General features: G+C 39.7%; 14 protein-coding genes. 12 read left to right on the top strand and 2 right to left on the bottom strand.

Annotated elements, in window-relative coordinates; translation table 11 throughout:
* The first annotated feature begins 190 nt into the window (after positions 1–190).
* From HPE63_RS01420 to HPE63_RS01395, 6 genes are all read left to right on the top strand, one after another.
* Positions 191–1,030, top strand: coding sequence for an OmpA family protein (locus tag HPE63_RS01420; protein ID WP_188312444.1), 840 nt, complete (start codon positions 191–193; stop codon positions 1,028–1,030).
* 477 nt (positions 1,031–1,507) lie between these two features.
* Positions 1,508–2,356: a hypothetical protein gene (locus HPE63_RS01415; protein WP_188312443.1), complete on the top strand. Its 849-nt coding sequence runs from the start codon at positions 1,508–1,510 to the stop codon at positions 2,354–2,356.
* An 81-nt stretch (positions 2,357–2,437) separates the two neighbouring features.
* Positions 2,438–4,738, top strand: a complete 2,301-nt coding sequence (locus HPE63_RS01410; RefSeq protein ID WP_188312442.1) for a TolB-like translocation protein — start codon at positions 2,438–2,440, stop codon at positions 4,736–4,738.
* Positions 4,739–5,168: 430 nt separating this feature from the next.
* Positions 5,169–5,723, top strand: coding sequence for a hypothetical protein (locus HPE63_RS01405; protein WP_188312441.1), 555 nt, complete (start codon positions 5,169–5,171; stop codon positions 5,721–5,723).
* 186 nt (positions 5,724–5,909) lie between these two features.
* Entirely contained in the window at positions 5,910–6,167 is a 258-nt protein-coding gene (locus HPE63_RS01400) for an LbetaH domain-containing protein (RefSeq protein ID WP_188312440.1), read from the top strand.
* A gap of 75 nt (positions 6,168–6,242) precedes the next feature.
* Entirely contained in the window at positions 6,243–7,118 is an 876-nt protein-coding gene (locus tag HPE63_RS01395) for a mechanosensitive ion channel family protein (RefSeq protein ID WP_188312439.1), read from the top strand.
* A gap of 210 nt (positions 7,119–7,328) precedes the next feature.
* On the opposite strand, the gene HPE63_RS01390 is transcribed toward HPE63_RS01395, so the two are convergent.
* Complete coding sequence (locus HPE63_RS01390; protein ID WP_188312438.1) at positions 7,329–7,508, bottom strand: hypothetical protein; 180 nt, start codon at positions 7,506–7,508, stop codon at positions 7,329–7,331.
* A 296-nt stretch (positions 7,509–7,804) separates the two neighbouring features.
* Here HPE63_RS01390 and HPE63_RS01385 point away from each other — a divergent pair, with 296 nt between their 5' ends.
* From HPE63_RS01385 to HPE63_RS01375, 3 genes are read left to right on the top strand one after another with little or no spacing between them, the layout of a single operon-like run.
* Complete coding sequence (locus HPE63_RS01385; protein WP_188312437.1) at positions 7,805–8,917, top strand: glycoside hydrolase family 88/105 protein; 1,113 nt, start codon at positions 7,805–7,807, stop codon at positions 8,915–8,917.
* Between the two features lie 26 nt (positions 8,918–8,943).
* Positions 8,944–9,381 carry an SRPBCC family protein gene (locus HPE63_RS01380; protein WP_188312436.1) on the top strand — a complete coding sequence of 146 codons (438 nt, stop codon included), beginning with the start codon at positions 8,944–8,946 and terminating at the stop codon, positions 9,379–9,381.
* An 18-nt stretch (positions 9,382–9,399) separates the two neighbouring features.
* Positions 9,400–9,828 carry a VOC family protein gene (locus HPE63_RS01375; RefSeq protein WP_188312435.1) on the top strand — a complete coding sequence of 143 codons (429 nt, stop codon included), beginning with the start codon at positions 9,400–9,402 and terminating at the stop codon, positions 9,826–9,828.
* A 51-nt stretch (positions 9,829–9,879) separates the two neighbouring features.
* On the opposite strand, the gene HPE63_RS01370 is transcribed toward HPE63_RS01375, so the two are convergent.
* Entirely contained in the window at positions 9,880–13,287 is a 3,408-nt protein-coding gene (locus HPE63_RS01370) for a ThuA domain-containing protein (RefSeq protein ID WP_188312434.1), read from the bottom strand.
* A 109-nt stretch (positions 13,288–13,396) separates the two neighbouring features.
* Here HPE63_RS01370 and HPE63_RS01365 point away from each other — a divergent pair, with 109 nt between their 5' ends.
* The 3 genes from HPE63_RS01365 (at position 13,397) to HPE63_RS01355 (ending at position 16,677) form a co-directional block, all read left to right on the top strand.
* Complete coding sequence (locus HPE63_RS01365; protein ID WP_188312433.1) at positions 13,397–13,966, top strand: YdeI/OmpD-associated family protein; 570 nt, start codon at positions 13,397–13,399, stop codon at positions 13,964–13,966.
* A gap of 112 nt (positions 13,967–14,078) precedes the next feature.
* Positions 14,079–14,846 carry a CDP-alcohol phosphatidyltransferase family protein gene (locus HPE63_RS01360; RefSeq protein ID WP_188312432.1) on the top strand — a complete coding sequence of 256 codons (768 nt, stop codon included), beginning with the start codon at positions 14,079–14,081 and terminating at the stop codon, positions 14,844–14,846.
* Between the two features lie 109 nt (positions 14,847–14,955).
* Positions 14,956–16,677 (top strand): amidohydrolase family protein, encoded by a 1,722-nt coding sequence (locus tag HPE63_RS01355; protein ID WP_188312431.1) that lies wholly within the window; start codon positions 14,956–14,958, stop codon positions 16,675–16,677.
* The last annotated feature ends 67 nt before the right edge of the window (positions 16,678–16,744 follow it).

Genomic DNA, 16,744 nt, shown 5'->3' with positions numbered 1-16,744 from the left:
AAGCTTATCCGAACTTTTTACTGACCAAGCTTGTAATGAGGCAAACTGTTTTTGGGCAGCACTACCCTGGCTGATGTTTTACACAGTTCCTATAGGGCTGGTTTTGTTACTTATTTTTTTTATAATTATTATTATAGATTCATTTACATTGTTAAATAAGTGAATTAGATTTCAAAAATTTAGACGTACTATGCTAAAACCTTATTTTCTACTCATATTTACTTTTGTTTTTGCGAGCATCACTGCTCAAACTGATGTAAAAAACAGCAAGGATTACCCATTATTGGAAAGACTACCTGATTATTCTATTATCAGGTATGCTGAAAGCGAATTTGACGCTCAAAAATTCTATTATGATAACGAATATCATATGGTCGAAGGCAGGAAATTTGTTATAGAATACAGTCATAACAATAGAGACGTTACTAATTATGAATTTCCTACAAGGCTCCAAATTCTAAGGAATTACTCAAGCGCAATCAAAAAAGCAGGAGGTAGAATATTATTTGAAAGGCATAATTCTGAACACGGATATTATAGTTTTGAGACAAGTAATGGAAAAGAAATTTGGGTGCAGGTGAAAACTGCAATATCTGGCAAATCCTATACTTTGATAATAATTGAACAAGAAAAAATGCGCCAGGATATCGTCATTGATAGTAAGCTGATAAAAAACAAGTTGGAAATAGATGGAAAAATTGCACTTTATGGAATTTATTTTGATCCTGGAAAATCGATTATCAAAGAGGAATCTGAACCCGCATTGATGCAAATAGCCAATTACCTTAAAGATAATCCTTCTATAAATTGTTGGGTAGTTGGCCATACCGATTCAGATGGTTCATTTGAATTAAATAGTCAGTTATCTTTAGCAAGGGCAAAGGCAATACAAGAGGAACTACAAAAAAAGTATGGCATTCCAGAAAAAAGATTGTTTGCCGAAGGCGTAGGACCACTGGCCCCTCTAGCATCCAATGCAACTGAAGATGGCAAAAAATTAAATCGTAGGGTAGAATTAGTAAAAAAATAAATCCACATACAAGAATGCTATACACTACCTTGCTCTTAGGCTAGTCTTGATTTATTTTCTTAGGATTTAAAGATACAATCCTGATCTTTTTTGGACTTTCAAAGCAACGGGGAACAGCCGAGACCTTAGAGAACATTAATTAGTCTGCTTTACATCCGTGGTGTGATCACTATGCTCGAAACAGCCAAAGCTGACTTTTGTTGCTTCGTGCTGCGCACTCCAACCCCAAAAGCAATAAGCCCCTTAATTTTTAATCCCAATACCGCATGATGCCGTGGCTATTGCCGCCTTCTTGGCAAACTTATGGTTGACACCAATCCTATAACATCTATCGGATTTTCAAAAGATTGTCAATGGATTTTGCTATATTCCATTAGAAATCAAACCACTGCATCAACTCAAACACTGCTGTCTCAGTCGTGTTTAGCAGGTCGTTGTGGCACAAATAAAGGGAACTAAATCACAAAAAGGTAAAATATGGATAGAAGAGCGGCACTTAAAACATATTCATTAGCAATGCTTGGTTTATCCTTTCCAAACCTGATATATGCAAATCATAAATCGACTTGGCTACCAAATTCATTGGCGAACGGGAAGTTACCAGAACACTTCCCAAATATTGATCCTAAAATCATTGCTGAAGTTGTGGGTAAATCCCATTTCGACCTAGATCGTGTCAAAGAATTAGTAGATAAAAGGCCTGAACTTTCAAGGTCGGTTTGGGAATGGCGTTTCGGAGATTTTGAATCAGCGATTGGGGCTGCTTCACATGTTGGCAGAAGGGATATAGCTCTTTATTTGATTAGCAAAGGTGCAAGACCGACACTTTTTACATTTGCTATGCTCGGACATTTAAATGTCGTTAAGTCAGCAATTAAAGCCTTGCCTGGAATCCAAAAAGTAACAGGACCACATGGCATAAGTCTTCTGGATCATGCGTATGCTGGGGAACGCATGAAAGACAGCATGTCCGTAACCGAAATTAAAGGCCTTGAAGAAACCATCGCTTACTTGACAGAACTAGGGAACGCGAGCCGTGACAATTACATAGATGTTAGTACCGAAGAACAAAAAAAATACTTAGGCAACTACAAGTACGGTGATGGTGAAAAAGAGGGATTTACCATTGATATCAATATGAGAAAACTCCTTTCTCTCGGTCCACTTGGTGAATTCGGTGGGGCATTGTACAAAATAGGGGACAACAAATTTATTTATAATGGCGCACCTAGTGTTGAAATCACCTTTGATATCCAAGCCAATATTGTACACTCTATGAAAATAACAGACCCAGACGTTTCAATTGAAGCACAGAAAGTAACATAAACGGAAAACGCGCCACAATAAAACCTATACGCAATACCCTTATGGTTACTGCGCATAGCCGAACCATTAACAACTAAAATCATGATGAAAAAAATACTTCTGATATCGATGTTATTTTGGGGTATACCTCCGACACTGTTCTCCCAATCAAACGATAAAATATTTTATTCATCATTTCGACCTGAAGGCTGGGACATTCATCTATCTAAAGACAATGGGAAGAACTTCTCAGCTTTTACCAATCATGAAAGCCTGGATTATGATGCTAAAATAAGCCCTGATGGAGAATGGGTAGTTTTTACTTCAGAAAGAAATGGGCCTCCACAACTATTTATAAAGAACATAGAAGGTGATACTTTGCCAAGGCTTTTGGTAAGTAGTAATTCAATGCAAGATCAAATTGATTTTTCACCTGATGGTAAATGGATTGCTTTTGTTTCAACCCATGAGGGCAATGCCGATATTTACAAACTTCCATTTCACCCAATCGATACTTTGGATGTTTCCCAAGCACAAAACCTGACTAATAATGCTGCTGGCGATTTTAGGCCAAAGTATTCCAATGATGGGAAGACCATAGCTTTTTCAAGCGACCGAGATCATCCTATTAAACCACATCCATTTTTCGCTTTTGCAATGCAGCGAACCGGGGATATTTATACCATACCTGCCAATGGCGGAAAGGCAACGCGCTTAACAGAATCAGAAGGTTGGGATGGCAGTCCGAGCTGGTCTATGGATGATAATGAAATTTATTTCTACAGTAATAGAAATGGTCCTCCCTCCCTTTTTAAAATGACGCTAAATGGTGAAGGACAGGAGGCTATTTCCCCTGATGGATTTAGTTGTTTTTCACCGCTTCTTACTTCCGAAAACACCCTTTTATTTACAAACTTGAACGACGACAACAAGGCGTTCTCAATACTCGGATTTGATACCGAAACCAAAGTAATTGATTCGACATTGGTACAGGATTTGGATATGTTCAATATTGATTATCACTTCGATGGCCTCATGGTTTTTCATGGGGGTAAAAAGCCTTTAGAAACAAATCAAAATAAAGCGGGCTTCGAAGGAGACCTAGTGGTCAAAAACGGTCCTGAGACGGCCATGCTAATCGACAGAACAATTGACTTAATTGGTGTGAGAAGGGCATTTGCTGCCCCTCCTTCAATTAACGGAAACGAAATAATCTACGATTATTCACCTGCAAGAGGCCCTGAAGACTTGATAACTCCTTATGCTTTTCTTCTTGCCTTACTCCCACTCTTTGCTATTGTTTGGTTGATTTTAGGCGTGGTTAATAGCATTAAGAAAAGAAAAGAAATTCCCTTCTGGAAATATTTGTTATTTTCTGTTATCGCGGTTTTAATACCGGTAGCTATTGGTGTACAGGTTTTTAACAAACTTATAGCGATGGCATTACCTATTAACAATGTCAGATGGTTTGCTCTTATTTTATGTGTTTTATTAGCTCTACTTGGGCTATCGGCTAGATACCTCTATAAAAAGCGTAAAGCTGCGAACAAGCACATTGCACCTCTATACAAGCACTATTTCTTAATGTTTGCTGTAAACGGTTTGATTATGGCTTATGTAGCTATGTTCTGCTCTTCATTTTTTAATGTTCAACCAGACTTTTTTTCGGTTGACTACACCACCAAAGAGGTGACTCACCTTTTTAAATTCGAACCTGACCCAAATTTAAATCCACTACTAATCAGAATAATTGATACCAAATTCACACCTGATGGGGACTATCTTCAATTTTCTGTTGGTGGTTTCAGAACTGACCCTAATGTTCAAGGATGCGTATATCGGTACCATCTTAAGGATAAAACCTTGGAAAGGATAACAGATCTTGATAGTAATAATGGCTTTGCCGATTTTTCAAAGGACAATTCCTCTATGGTATTCAGAAGTGGTAGAACTGGCACGATGGATATTTTTATCAAGGAAGATAAAACTTTGACCAATCTGACGAACAGCCCAGCAAAAGAGAATTTTCCAGTCATTTCACATGATGGTAAAAAGATTGCTTTCTGTTCTGATGTGAATGGAACAGATATAAATGGAGTGGTGAAAACGATGGATATATTCATTTCTAATAGAACTGCGGATAACAGTTGGAGCGAACCCAAACAAATAACAACCTACAAGGGGCAAGAAGGGCATCCGCATTTTTCACCAGATGGGAAGTGGCTAATATTCTCAACTGAGGAGTATGGTATTAATGATGAACAACCATTAGTACAATCCTATATATTCAGTCCACAGATGTATGGAGAAATCACGGCAATTCGACTTGAGGATGGGGAGCAGATTCGGCTTACCCATAATAAATGGGAAGATGGAGCTCCTTTATGGATATCAGCGAATTAAAACAAAGTTGCTAGGACTATCCACGAACGCATAACTTAGGTGGCCATGCATCATATACCAAAAGTTTGAACACAGTCAGCTGACCGTAAAATAACTGAAAAACGAAACTAAATCATAAATAACCAATTCGAAAAGGTAAATAAATTGTCATTTGCAAATAGCATTCCATATGCTATAAAAGCTATGGTCGGCAAATATGTACTTTAACATTAATCCGGCATCATAAGTTTGTTCCTGTTCGACACTCCTTTGTAAAAGTTTCGGTATTCTTAGACGGAAATCCTTATTTTTATGCCTTGGTTTTAATTCGCGTGGAAAAATCCCGTATTCAATCGCACCAACCCGCCCACTGCTCCGTAGATGGCGTCCAAAGTGCGATTATGGCCGAACCGTTATGGACAACGATTAATAAAAAAAACACAAAATAAACATGGGGAAAATTAAATTAATATCCAAATCGATAGCTTTAGTAGGAATATTTGTATTCAGTCAAGTGGTTTTTTCACAAATAACGAATGATACCATTACTAGTGGGGAAATAGATACCTTAACTTTAAAAGAACCAAAAAGACTACAATTTGGATGTGGATTTGGACTTAATTTTGTTGGAGGAACGACATTAGGTTTATCTCCAAATTTAACATATAACGTTAGCGATAAAGTTGCTTTCGGATTAGGGGTCCAATGGAATTATCTCTCAATTAAAAACATTCAGAACACAACAACTTATGGGGCAAATACCTTTTTTCAGTATAGACCGTCCCAAAAAATAATGACATTACTGGAATTTGCCCAATTACGGGTATCCACTAAAACGGAGATCGATGATAGCAAAAATAGCTATTGGGATTCAGCATTATTCGTAGGGGCAGGATTTAATGTTACGGATAAAATATCAGTCGGCGCCAAATTCAATATGTTATATAACGAAGATGAGAGTGTTTATTCAAGTCCAGTGATTCCGTTTGTCAATATTTCATTTTAGGGCACAAGCAATTGGTCTATAGTCTATAACACTTTTAAAGGACTGATTCAATGGGAGGATAAGTAATTTTCATATTTGATACATCCAACATCCTATGGTTCTAGTTCGGTAAAGCTGAATTATGGTTTGCGGTTAAAGCCTTTAACAACAATTGCTGCTCGTTCCTAAATTGGATTTTATGTTACTATGAAAAGGAATTGGAATATTGGTCATCATTTTAAAATCGGTGGTTTTGTGACGATTAATCCTGGCGTAACTCAAAATAGTTTTGTTGAAATTTTCACTTATACTATGATTGGTTCTAGGACTGCGGGTAAGGATCATATAAACATTGAAAAAAATTTAATCATAGGTGTTGAAAGTACCGAAATTCAGGATATCCCTGAAAACTCTTTCGCTTATGGAAAACCATGTATCTTACATAAAGCAAATTTATGTAAATGAGGTTAATCGTAAAGAAACGTTATTTCTACGAACGTATCTTTGAAACTTTGTGTAAAATTTGACAAACGCGAATCCATGAAAATTGATTTAGGTAAAATATTCGATGACTTTTACGGGGATATCAGCGCTATGATACCCAATATACTAACGGGAATCATAGTATTAATACTTTTTATTATTCTCGGAAAACTGGTTTACATTTTTATTGGAAAAAGAATTCAAATAAAATGGAAAGATAGCATTGTCTCTACTTTTATTGCGGAAGCGTCCAAATGGTCATTCTATATCTTCGGAATCATCATCGCTTTGAACATTGTGGGATTTGGAGGGGTTGCCAGTAGTTTAATTGCTGGAGCTGGGATAAGCGCCATTATTTTTGGATTTGCATTTAAAGACATCGGTGAGAATTTTTTAGCCGGAATTATTCTAGCACTGAAACGACCTTTTGAAATAGGTGATATTATTGAAATTGATGGATTTAAGGGAAATGTGAAAGGTCTTGACTTAAGAACGACACATTTAAGAAATGTTGAGGGTAAAGATATTTACATACCAAATTCATCAATTATTAAGAATACACTTATCAACTATACCAAAGATGGGAACTTACGAATAAACTTTATGATCGGTATTGCTCCAGAGAGCGATATTAACCGAACACGTGATTTAATCATCGATTATTTAAGAAGTAATAAGCAAATTTTAAAAAACCCTGTGCCAAATGTTATTGTTCTTGAATTGGGAGAGTTTACGACTGACCTACAAGTTCTATTTTGGGTTGATATTTTAGTGAATAAAAAATTACCTGACAGCTATCTAGGTCATAATATAAGAAGTAAGGTAATAACCGATGTGAAACAAATTCTCGACCAGAATAAAATCGAAATGCCATCTCAAGTCATCGAACATAAAATGTACAGAGAGAATAAGTTTAGGGTAACAAAAGAATGATAAACCGAAAAGTCAGAGCATTAAAATGCACCTCTTTTCCTTTACATATTCATTATTGTGCCTTAGTGATCAGATCATACACAAGGAGACGATTATGAATCGAAAGAGGCTGTTGCTTATTTCGAATTAGCCAAAGATGCTAATGGAAGACAATTGATTACGTAATCTGAAAAACGTTTATCAGGTCAAGCTTTCGTACTGGTGCACGGACTACCCGCCCTGTAACTTATCAGCACCGTCCAATAATCCCACCAAATCCTGTGGGTTATGGATCAAAATAGGGATATGTTGGGGACAGATATAAAATTCACTTTCCTTATGGTAGAACTTGGTCACCGGGGTTTCACTCGAAGATTTCTTACAAACGATACAGGCTTTTTCAGTAATCATAACTTGGTTTTTGATATAGCAAAACTATCGTTAATTATCCACTCAAAAGCTAACATTTATCATGCTTTTTAATTTTTTAATATCCCGATTGGATAGATGCCAAAGGGATGTACTGAACAGAGGGTTGTTTTTATAACCCATTTTAGTCCGCCTTATTAGAATCTCAAATCCTACACTTAATTTTGAATCCTACTATGCTCTATGCTATTTTATTTTCATAAAATTATTTTCCAATGATTTTCAGAGCCCTATCTTAGAGGTACCTTACACATAAAAAACCAAAATATACATTCCTAATGAAAACAATACAGCGCTTTATCGTCCATGGTATCGCTTTAATGACAATAGTATCACAGGCGCAAGATATTAAACCGGCAGAAGTAAAACAGGTAATGAAACGGGTGGCCGATTGGCAGATAGCGCATTATTCCGATCTGTACAGCAATCAAAAAGAACCCCATCACCCTTTGGACTGGACCAATGGGGCCTTATATGTGGGTATGGTAAAATGGGCCGCGATGGCCGATGATGATACTTATTACCTATGGTTGAAAGACCTTGGGGAAAAATATGATTGGCAATTGCATAGGCGAAAATACCATGCCGATGACCATACCGTAGGCCAAATGTATATTGAACTCTATCGGATGTACAAAGATGAAAAAATGTTGGAACCAACCAAGGAACAATTCAATTTCATCATGCACCACCCCGCCAGAACATCGTTAGACTGGGACAACCCCGACAATCAATCGCGTTGGAACTGGTGCGACGCCCTATTTATGTCCCCACCGGTATGGGCGAAATTGTACAACTTGTCGGGCGATAAAAGGTACCTGGATTTTATGGTGAAGGAATTTAAAGCCACAACAGATTTTCTTTTCGATGAAAAGGAACACCTCTATTACCGTGACCAAAGTTTCATGGGCAAATTGGACCATGGTACCAAAATTTTCTGGTCTAGGGGTAATGGGTGGGTCTTTGCTGGACTTTCGAATATTATGGATGAGTTAGATCCAAATAGCAAAGAATACAAGTATTTTCTGAAGATTTACAAAAAAATGGCCAAAAAATTGCTTCAAATTCAAACTCCCCAAGGGCATTGGGCCATGAGCTTATTGGGCCAAGAATATTACCCCACTCCGGAGACTAGCGGTTCCTCATTTTACACCTATGGCTTGGCTTGGGGAATAAACAAAGGGGTTCTTGATAAAAAAACATATGGTGCGGCAGTTGAAAAAGGATGGAACGCTTTGGTGGGTCATGTTACCGACGACGGTATGTTGGGCTATGTACAACCGATAGGGGCCGCACCGGGTAATGCCTGGCCCGATAAATCAGAAGTTTATGGTACTGGGGCTTTCCTAAGTGCAGGTTCGGAGGTTTATAAGTTGTATGGAGGTAAATAGTACAAAGCAACATTAAAGCAAGACGAATGAACGTTTCAGATGACCCCATAGTCGTAGATAATTCCTTTAAATGCAGTGTAGAAAAAGTGTGGTCGGCCATTACCAATGTCCATAAGATGCGGGAATGGTTTTTTGGGAATATCCCAGAATTTGAACCCAAGGTCGGTTTTAAGACCAGTTTTGCCGTTCAGTCAGAAGATAGAACGTTCACCCACCTATGGGAAATCACGAAGGTGGTCCCCTTTGAAAAGCTAGAATATAAATGGCGCTATAAAGAATATCCCGGTGATTCATTGGTAGTATTTAAACTTTTAGAAAAAGGGAATAGCAACCTATTGCGGCTAAGCACGACGGTTCTAGAGGATTTTCCCGATGATATTCCTGAATTTGCTAGGGAAAGTGCGGTCGAGGGCTGGAATTATCTTTTGGGAAAATCGCTTAGGGAGTATCTTGAAAATAACTGAATTTTAATACCCATTTCTATGGAACAGAGAGCGACGATTATAGGTCTTGGGGTCAAGGATCTCCAGGCATCGACCAATTTCTACATCGATAAGTTTGGATGGAAATCAATGGATTCTAGCAACGAATTCATTTCATTCTTTCAATTAAATGGATTTCTTTTATCCCTTTATCCCAGGGAAAAACTTGCCGAAGACGCTCAGGTTAGCCCAGAAGGAAGTGGATTCAAGGGCTTCACACTTGCATATAATACCAGAAGTAAGGAAGAAGTTGACACCTTGTTCGAATACTACAGGCAACATGGTGTAAAGATTATCAAAGCCCCCGAAGAGGTGTTCTGGGGAGGTTATAGTGGTTACATTGCGGATCTTGATGATAATCTTTGGGAAATCGCCTTTAATCCCTACCTAAACCTAGACGAAAGCGGCAATACGATTGAAAGCAAATAAAAAAAGGGATGACACTTGGGTATCTTCCCTTTTTTCAATGATATCTGTTCATTATTTTCCATCGAACCTTACGTTGGTCAATACGAATGGGGCTTCCCCCCTATCCTCACCATCTTTGGGCTTATGAATGAAATAGATTTCATCTGCCTTGACATCTATGGGTGCAATCATGGGAATGGTTATTTCAGCACCGGATTGTCCTGATTCCGGAATTGAAAGGGTACCTGTTCCCAATAGGTTTCCGTCCACTGCATTTAATCGCATTTCAAAATGTACAGGAGCCTTTGGTGGTTCTTGCCAACCGGCAGTTATATAAACCCTCTTTATCCCTTTTAAATCTATATTCTCAAGAATAAACCAGCCTTCATCCTTTGGGGTCATCAATAAATTTTGACCTCCATAGCTAATAGGATTGAATCCTTTGGTCTTGGTTTTGGTTGAAAAGGGTACTGTATTACTCTGGAGGACCACCGAACTTGAACCTGTCAAAGGTGATACATTTTCTTCACCTTCATCGGTATAGCTTCCAGTAATCACCATTACGTTATCATCGATCGAGGGATTAGGGTAAATACTGCCCGATGGAGGTAAGGATTTACTTCTTTCGCTCCCTGTCACCAAGGATTGGATGTATTGCACTATTTGGCGCGTCTCATCTTCCGTGATATTCGGGTGGGCCGGCATCACGACCTCACCCCATACCCCGGAACCTCCTGATAAAATCTTTTTTTGCAAATACCCCATTGCTTTGGGATCATCCTTATATTTTTCTGCCACTGCTTTGTATTCAGGACCAATGGAAATCCCTATTTCCTTATGGCAAGCCTTACAGTCCATTGTCTGCGTCAAGGCCTTGCCCATTACCGTTGCTGAAACTTGTTGATGTCCTTGGGACATATTCACCTTATCCATTCCGGCTAAATAATCGACGGATACGAAAATATTGGAAGTGCTGATTGCCCCCCCATCCTCATCGGTTACCTGAACCTTATACTTCACTGGCACCCCTTTAAAAAAGAAAGTAGAATTACCTCCATTTAGGTCAATGGTAACCTCTGGTCTTGTATTGCCGGCAACTATGGCAATAATTTCACTCCTTGCCGATTTATTCCCTTCATCCTGCACCTCAACAGTCATCTTGTATTCCCCTGGTTCCCTAAAGGTATGCGAAAGCTCTGGGGTATCGGTTGTTAATGTCTCTCCGTTACCAAAATCCCATTTATACCGTATCGCGTCGTTTTCCCGATCCGTGGCTTCGACCTTCAAAGTAACGGTAAGGGGCAACCTCCCAGAAGTCTTATCACTGGTAAAATTGGTAATCAAGGGGGGCCTATTGCCACCATTATATTCAATGTATCCCAATCCCGAATCCTTGTTTTGCTGAAACCATCCACTCCCGTATTCCAAAAGATAAACGCGTCCGTCTGGACCCATCTCCATATCGATGAGGTTATTGAGTTCAATATCCGATGCGAACGGTTCCATTTTATTGAATGTACCATCTTCAAAAAGGGTGATGGCCTTCATCCAACCCCGCATCCAATCATAGACCAGTACTTTATCATCATAATACGAAGGTAGGCCACCCCCATTGGGATAAAGATCCGAATAATAGGTAGGCCCTGCCATAGCATTTCTTCCCCCAGTCGCTACTTGAGGAAAATCCTGAGACGCTGCATATGGGTAATATACCAAGGCACCGTGGGCCGGAGGTAATTCTTGGAGGCCTGTATTGTTCTTTGAATCATTGATAGGTTTGTTCGGGTCAAAAGCTTCCCCGGAAGTACCCTCCAAATAGTCATAATCCCTATAGGGTTTGTTGTTGGCCACAAAAAAGGGCCAACCGAAATTTCCAGCCTTACGGGCTTGGTTCAACTCGTCATAACCCCTTGGTCCGCGATGGGCAAGGTCATCTTCATTGGCATCAGGGCCCACATCCCCCCAATATAAATATCCCTTTTTCATGTCCACCGAAATTCGATATGGGTTCCTATGCCCCATGGTATAAATCTCAGGGCGGGTCTTTTCAGTGCCCACAGGGAAAAGGTTGCCTTCGGGTATATCATACGTGCCATCGTCATTTACCTTGATCCGCAATATTTTGCCTCTTAAGTCATTCGTATTTCCGGACGAACGGCGGGCATCAAATTGCTCCTTTCCCGAAATATCGTTTAAGGGGGCATATCCACTGGTTACATATTTTGCCCCTTTTTCATCAAAAGGCGTCGTATTATCACCCGTTGATAGATACAACAAACCGTCAGGACCAAATGCTATTGACCCTCCTGTATGACAACAGATTTCGCGCTGGGTGCCGACTTCCATGATCAGTTGTTCGGAATCCAATTCAAAAATCCCTTCTCTGAATTTAAATCGTGACAAGCGATTCGCCCATTTGTCACCAGTAGGGCTGTAATACAGATAGATCCAATGGTTCTCTTCAAAATTAGGGTCTTTTTGCAACCCCATTAAGCCTTCTTCGGCATTCACACCAGGAGTATTCAGGGCCCTATGGTAAACATCGAGTTTGGCAATTTCCTTAAGTTCTTCCTTGCTTGCATCGTATAATAGTATTTCGCCCCTACGCTGGGCTATCAACACATCGTTATTAGGTAAAACCGCCATTTCGGTAGGTTCGAAAAATTGCCCGGAAGTCAAGGTCACTTTTGAAAAACGGTCGATTTCAGGTGGAATCTGGGTGGTTGCCTTCCCATAATCCAATTGTAAGTTCTTCCCTATGGCATATTGAATGCCACCCAAGAGGTGTGCAACGAATTTTTCTTCAGAAAAGCTTTCATCGGTATGGCCTGCGGCCGTATAAAAGGCCCTACCCCCATCATATTCATGGTACCAGCTCATAGGGTGGAAATCCCCATTCTCCCCTCCTTCATACGTATTTTCATCCACAGTAATCAAGACGTTGACATCCTTATTCAACTTTTTGAAATTGTAGAGTTCATCATCCCGATTCCATATCGTATCCTTAAAATGCTTGGTGGCAATGAACGAATTATCCTTGATAATAAAATCTGAGTTGGGTGTGCCTGCAGGGTGGCTCAAAAATTGACCGCCTACCATTCTCGTATACCATCCCCAATCATATTCGGTGTCCGTAGCCGCATGAATGCCCACAAACCCCCCACCCGATTGTATGTAACGTTCAAAAGCGGCTTCTTGATAATGATCCAATACATTTCCTGTGGTACTTAAAAATACGATGCACGAATATTCCTTAAGATATTCGTCCGTAAAAAGGGTGGCATTTTGGGTGCTATCGACCTCGAACCCATTTTCATTGCCTAATTTTTGAATGGCCGCAATCCCCTTAGGAATGGAAGCGTGTTTGTAACCCATGGTTTTTGAAAATACCAAGATCTTTGGCTCACCATCTCTTTTATTGCTACAACTAGCGGTTATCAATACTAATGTGACCAGTAGGAATAAGAGTTTTTTATTCATTAAATACTACCTTTGGTTCATACCTGAAAGGCTAAATATAGCCATAGAAATGGGCAATTGCCAAATGCAATTTTAAATTCATCGTATAATTTAAAAAATGGAGTGAAAAATGAGTGGAATTTGTCATCACTATTTCAAAAATGATGAAGAATGGCGTAATTGGCTACATGAAAACCATTCAAAAGAAAAGGGGATTTATCTCATTTTCTACAAAGTAGAGCACGAAAATGAAAGTATGCGATGGGAAGAAGCTGTGCGTGTGGCCCTCTGCTACGGTTGGATCGATAGTACCGTTAAAAGTCTTGGCCAAGGAAAAAGACAACAATATTTTTGCCCGCGCAAACCAAAAAGCACATGGAGCAAGCTCAATAAGACCTATATCAAGGAATTGATTGATCAAGGCCTGATGCACGAAAGCGGGATGAAAAAAATAAAGGCCGCCCAAAAAGACGGTTCGTGGACATTGTTAGACGATGTGGAAAATGGTATCATTCCTGAAGGACTTGAAAAGGAGTTTGAAAAACATCCCAAGGCGTTTTTCAACTTCCAAAGTTTTACATTTAGTCAACAAAAAAGCTTCCTTTACTGGCTTAATCAAGCAAAACGGCCGGAAACACGAGAAAAACGAATTGCCGAAATCATTCGGCTCTGCAAAGCCAACAAGAAACTGGGGCAGTGAATACATGGCTCACCAAATGAAAATATAACACTACATTTGTGAGGCCTCTGTGCCATTATTACTAAGCTAGCGTGTTCTCGTTCTTAGTCGTTAAATGTTCAATGCCGACGTAATGCCTAAATTACCTAAAGAACACCAATTTTATGATGTTTCCGATTATGGCCGACCTATTGCCCGGATTATTGCAAACTCACTTATTAAGACATCGGTAACCCCTATTCATGTTACCATAGGTTTTATAATTTCGGGATTGTTGGCCATTGTCTGTATTCTGTCCCATCAGTATTGGACAGCGGCCTTTTTTTTGGTGTTGAAGTCGATACTGGATGCCGCGGATGGGGAATTGGCAAGACTCAAGAACACCCCATCGTATACGGGTCGGTATTTTGACTCCGTATCTGATTTTCTCCTAAATGTGCTTTTCATCCTTACCCTCTGGGTTGTGACACAAGATTCACTACTATACGCCTTTCTAGCCTTTATCGGCATTCAATTACAAGGCACCCTGTATAATTATTATTATGTCATTTTGCGAAACAAGTATGATGGGGATACCACAAGTCGCATCTTTGAAGATAAGGCACCTTTAGCTTTGAATGGGGAAAAACAAAGCCATGTGGATATGCTCTTTAGACTTTACCGCTTGTTTTATGGGTTATTCGACAAGATTATCCACCAATTGGATCGTAATGCGGTAAATGCCCATAATTTACCCAACTGGTTCATGACCTGCGTGTCGTTTTTCGGACTAGGATTTCAGCTGTTGATCATTGCGATTATGCTGGTATTTAATCTAGCTAATTATGTTATTCCCTTTTTCGCCTTATACTCCTTACTTATTTTTGTAGTTGTTCCTGTTCGTATTTTTATCAACCGATAAATCCTTTCTGGCTTATCTCATTCTTTTGGATATAAAAATGGATTTAACCAGTCTGGAAAAAATCGTCCCATACTACTAAATTCAATCAAAGAACCCTTAATTTAGGGTCATGAAAAAGTTAGGACTGTTGGGTGTGGCACTATTGCTATTTGCTTGTACGGCTGAGCCTGAAAAAGGCACGATGATCATCGATGTGAATATTGTCGATGTATCTACCGGTACTATTTTGGAACATAGGGATGTCGTCATCGATTCTGGAAAGATAAAAACCATTGCAAAACATCAAGGAAAACCCTTAGTCCATGAATTGATGGTGAGTGGGGCAGGAAAATACTTAATGCCCGGCCTGGCCGAAATGCATGCCCACATTCCCCCACCGTCAACAAATAGCGAACAAATTGAAGATGTCCTCTTTTTGTATCTCGCCAATGGAATAACGACCATTCGCGGTATGTTGGGGCACCCGGCCCATTTAGCTTTGAAAAGTAATGTTGAAAATGGGAATATCCTAAGCCCACGTATTTTTACTTCGAGTCCATCATTGAATGGCAATTCCGTGACCTCGGTTGAGCAGGCTATTTCTATGTTGACCGCTTATAAAAAAGATGGGTATGATTTTTTAAAAATACACCCGGGTATAAAACGAGAAGTTTTCGATCAGATTGTAAAAACGGCGAACGAGGTTGATATTCGTTTTGCCGGGCATGTTCCAGTCGATGTTGGGATTGAACATGCGTTGCGGAGTAAATATGCATCTATCGATCATGTAGACGGATTTCTGGAGGGATTGGTGCCCGAAACGGCCAACGTAAATCCTGAAGACAACGGTTTTTTTGGATTTGCCTTCACCCCTTTGGTCGATGTCTCAAAAATCGATGGACTGGTACAGCTGGCAAAAGAAAACGAGGTTTGGGTCGTACCCACCCAAAGTCTTTTTGAACGATGGTTCGCCCCTATTGCTGCCGATGAACTTTTACAGCAAGCTGAAATGCAGTACATGCCGCCTACCACGCTCGCCAATTGGAAGGAACGAAAAGAGGCTTCTATTGATCCATCTACTGGTTTTACCGCACATCAATGGAAACAATTCGACGCCATTCGCAAACAACTGATAAAGAAACTTCAAGATGGGGGTCACGGTATGCTATTGGGTTCCGATGCCCCACAAGTTTTCAATGTACCGGGTTTTTCCATACATCATGAAATTGATGGCTTAGAGGCTGCTGGCCTCACTCCATTGCAAATTATTCAATCGGGCACTATAAATCCGGCCAAATACATTGGTATGACCGATGTTTTCGGTCAAGTCAAGGAAGGTCTCGAAGCCGATCTGGTTTTGCTGAATGCCAATCCATTGGAAAACATGGATAATCTGCAGGACCTGGTAGGCGTCTTTAAAAAGGGTCGATTTATTCCAAAAGCATCGATAAATAATCGATTGGCGGCAATGGCAGCAAAAAATTCAGAACCCTCGGAAAACGAATCGGAAACGAATAGCATTGCGGATCAGTTACAGGGTACATGGAAATACTATAGTGAAAAAGGGAAAAAACCTGCACCAGTCGCAACCTTTGAACGCCTTAAAACCATTTCCAATGCCTACTGGTCTATGACCGAAATGAATATTTTAACCAATAAATTGGCGTATTATCATGGCGGTCGTTACAAATTGGAGGGGGATGAATACATAGAGACCATCACCTTTGCCAATAACGGTAGCCAATATTTATTGGATAATACCCTGAAGGCAAAGTTGGAAGTAAAAGGTGATACCATCATACAAACCGGCTTGAACACTACCTACAATGAAGTATGGATTCGGATGAAATAATATAATAAAATGGAATACCCCATATTAATCCATACCCTTATAACCCTTCTGGGAGGACCGCTATGCC

It is taken from the genome of Maribacter arenosus, from assembly GCF_014610845.1.
Taxonomy (GTDB): domain Bacteria; phylum Bacteroidota; class Bacteroidia; order Flavobacteriales; family Flavobacteriaceae; genus Maribacter_A; species Maribacter_A arenosus.
This window is presented reverse-complemented; position numbering and strand designations above follow the sequence as displayed.

Bases quoted from the DNA above. Each gene is read 5' to 3' on its own strand.
- HPE63_RS01370 (WP_188312434.1), bottom strand. From the start codon at position 13,287: ATGAATAAAAAACTCTTATTCCTACTGGTCACATTAGTATTGATAACC.
- HPE63_RS01360 (WP_188312432.1), top strand. From the start codon at position 14,079: ATGCCTAAATTACCTAAAGAACACCAATTTTATGATGTTTCCGATTAT.
- HPE63_RS01415 (WP_188312443.1), top strand. From the start codon at position 1,508: ATGGATAGAAGAGCGGCACTTAAAACATATTCATTAGCAATGCTTGGT.
- HPE63_RS01420 (WP_188312444.1), top strand. From the start codon at position 191: ATGCTAAAACCTTATTTTCTACTCATATTTACTTTTGTTTTTGCGAGC.
- HPE63_RS01405 (WP_188312441.1), top strand. From the start codon at position 5,169: ATGGGGAAAATTAAATTAATATCCAAATCGATAGCTTTAGTAGGAATA.
- HPE63_RS01380 (WP_188312436.1), top strand. From the start codon at position 8,944: ATGAACGTTTCAGATGACCCCATAGTCGTAGATAATTCCTTTAAATGC.
- HPE63_RS01375 (WP_188312435.1), top strand. From the start codon at position 9,400: ATGGAACAGAGAGCGACGATTATAGGTCTTGGGGTCAAGGATCTCCAG.
- HPE63_RS01385 (WP_188312437.1), top strand. From the start codon at position 7,805: ATGAAAACAATACAGCGCTTTATCGTCCATGGTATCGCTTTAATGACA.
- HPE63_RS01355 (WP_188312431.1), top strand. From the start codon at position 14,956: ATGAAAAAGTTAGGACTGTTGGGTGTGGCACTATTGCTATTTGCTTGT.
- HPE63_RS01400 (WP_188312440.1), top strand. From the start codon at position 5,910: ATGAAAAGGAATTGGAATATTGGTCATCATTTTAAAATCGGTGGTTTT.
- HPE63_RS01410 (WP_188312442.1), top strand. From the start codon at position 2,438: ATGATGAAAAAAATACTTCTGATATCGATGTTATTTTGGGGTATACCT.
- HPE63_RS01365 (WP_188312433.1), top strand. From the start codon at position 13,397: ATGAGTGGAATTTGTCATCACTATTTCAAAAATGATGAAGAATGGCGT.
- HPE63_RS01395 (WP_188312439.1), top strand. From the start codon at position 6,243: ATGAAAATTGATTTAGGTAAAATATTCGATGACTTTTACGGGGATATC.
- HPE63_RS01390 (WP_188312438.1), bottom strand. From the start codon at position 7,508: ATGATTACTGAAAAAGCCTGTATCGTTTGTAAGAAATCTTCGAGTGAA.